Genomic DNA, 2,338 nt, shown 5'->3' with positions numbered 1-2,338 from the left:
ATCTTTCTTGAATTTTCCATTTTCATAAAATCTGTAAACCTGCTTTTTAGAAGGAAGTGTTATTTTTTTAGGACTAAATTTCATTACAGGATTTCCATCATACTCAACAAGTTTATATGCACAGTCTAAATAAGGTAAATCTGCGGATACTACGAGCTCAGTTCCTACCCCGTAGCCGTCAATTGGAGCATTTTTCTCCACATGCTCTTTTATTATATATTCATTTATTCCACCGCTTGCTATAATTTTTGCGTCTTTATACCCAGCTTCATCTAAAATTTTCCTTACTTCCTTTGAAAGTTTTATTAAATCCCCACTATCTAATCTAACACCTTTAAATGTTTTCATTCCAAGCTTTTTAGCTACTTCAACTGCTTTTTTGGCTCCTTCAATCGTGTTAAATGTATCAACCAAAAATATAGTTTTATCAGGATACATTTTTGCAAAGGCTTCAAAAGCTTTTTCTTCTTCACCATAAGATAAAATAAAAGAATGAGCCATTGTTCCAAAAACAGGAATTTCATATTCTTTGCCTGCAAGTACATTTGACGTTCCTGCAAATCCTCCAATGTAAGATGCCCTTGCTGCTTTCATTCCGGCATCTGTCCCGTGAGCTCTCCTTAACCCAAAATCAACAAGTATTTTTTTCCTTTTCCTGCTATATAACATCGTACAGCCTTAGTTGCCACTAAAATAGGAAGCTGTAAGGTATTTATTAAAAATGTTTCTATGATTTGAGCTTCAGGAAGCGGAGCTTCTATCTGAACTACAGGTTCGTTTGGGAATATAACCTGACCTTCTTCAATTGCATATACATTTCCTGTAAACTTGAAATTTTTTAAATAGTCTAAGAAAAAATCTTCAAAACCAAGGGATTTTAAATATTCTAAATCCTCATTTGTAAACTTCATATTTTCAAGATAATATAAAAGTTGCTCTAGACCAGTATTTATAAAAAAAGACCTTTTCTCTGTTGGTCTTATATAAAAATCAAAAACAGCCTGTTTTGTCATGTTGTCTTTCAAATAAACCTGAGCCATTGTAAGCTCATAAAGGTCTGTTAAAAGACTCATATTCGTTTCATTCACAAATCCAAACTTAAGCATTAATACCCTCCAGATATTTTGCTAACTTTTCAGCCACCTGTGTTATATTTCCTGCTCCAAGTATCAGTACAACATCACCTTCTTTAATCATTTCTTTAAGCATATTTTCAACGTCTGATAGATATTTCGCAAAATAAACTTCTTTTCCTTTCTCTTTTATTTTTTCAGTTAACTTTTCTGCAGAAATATTTTCAATAGGTTTTTCACCGGCTGAATAAATGTCTGTAATTATTACAGTATCACTATTTCCAAAACTTTCAGCAAACTGGTTAAATAAAGAGTGAAGCCTTGTATATCTATGGGGCTGGAAAACTGTAATTATCCGTCTATCTGGATATTTGTCTTTTGCTGCACAGATGGTAGCTTTTAGCTCTGATGGATGGTGTGCATAATCATCTATTACTTTAATATTTCCATCATATTTAATCTCAAATCTCCTACTTGCATTTTTAAAGTTTTCAAGGGTTTCTTTCACTACACAAAAAGGAATTCCAAGCTCATCTGCTATTGCTACAGCAGTAAGAGCGTTATATACATTATGTTTTCCCGGAACAGACAAATGGATTTGTCCCAAATCGTTAACTTTAAATCTGTAAGTTCCATTTACAAGCTCAAGCTCATAAGCATTAATATCTGCATCTTTATTTTCTATACCAAACTTTATAACTTTTTTTTCTATTTTGGGTAATATATCTTTTACATTTTTATCATCAATGTTTAAAGCTACAGCTCCATAAAAAGGCACTTTATTTGCAAATTTTATAAAAGCTTTCTTTATATCATCTAAATTTCTATAATATCCAACATGTTCTAAATCTATGTTATTTATAGAAACTATAGTTGGAGAAAGCCTTAAAAATGAACCGTCGCTTTCATCAGCTTCTGCTACCAAAAAATCCCCTCTTCCAAGCTTTGCATTGCTTCCGTAAGCTTCTAATTTCCCACCTATTACAACTGTTGGGTCATATCCTGTTTTCCCAAGTATGCTTCCAACCATAGATGTTGTTGTAGTTTTGCCATGACTGCCGGCAATTGCTATTCCATATTTAAATCTCATAAGTTCAGCAAGCATTTCTCCACGTGGGATAACAGGAATAGAAAGCTTTTTAGCTTCAATTATTTCAGGGTTATCTTCTTTTACAGCAGAAGAATAAACCACAACATCAGCACCATGTACGTTTTCTTTGCTATGACCAATAAAGACTTTTGCACCCATATTTTTTAAATTTAAA

Annotated in this window: 3 protein-coding genes; all 3 read right to left on the bottom strand. The window is 32.7% G+C overall.

What is annotated here, in order from left to right:
- The coding region (gene pncB / locus HG1285_RS20345) for a nicotinate phosphoribosyltransferase (protein WP_232219517.1) at positions 1–669 on the bottom strand (669 nt) is incomplete at its 3' end.
- Positions 621–1,106 (bottom strand): nicotinate phosphoribosyltransferase, encoded by a 486-nt coding sequence (locus tag HG1285_RS20340; protein WP_008288677.1) that lies wholly within the window; start codon positions 1,104–1,106, stop codon positions 621–623. The genes HG1285_RS20340 and pncB, both read right to left, overlap by 49 nt.
- Positions 1,099–2,338, bottom strand: a 1,240-nt coding sequence (gene murC, locus HG1285_RS04270; protein ID WP_008288676.1) for a UDP-N-acetylmuramate--L-alanine ligase, incomplete at its 5' end; no start/stop codon positions are given. The genes murC and HG1285_RS20340, both read right to left, overlap by 8 nt.

It is taken from the genome of Hydrogenivirga sp. 128-5-R1-1 (genome assembly GCF_000171895.1).
The sequence above is the reverse complement of the archived record's forward strand: the minus strand, read 5'-3'. Positions and strand labels throughout refer to the sequence as shown.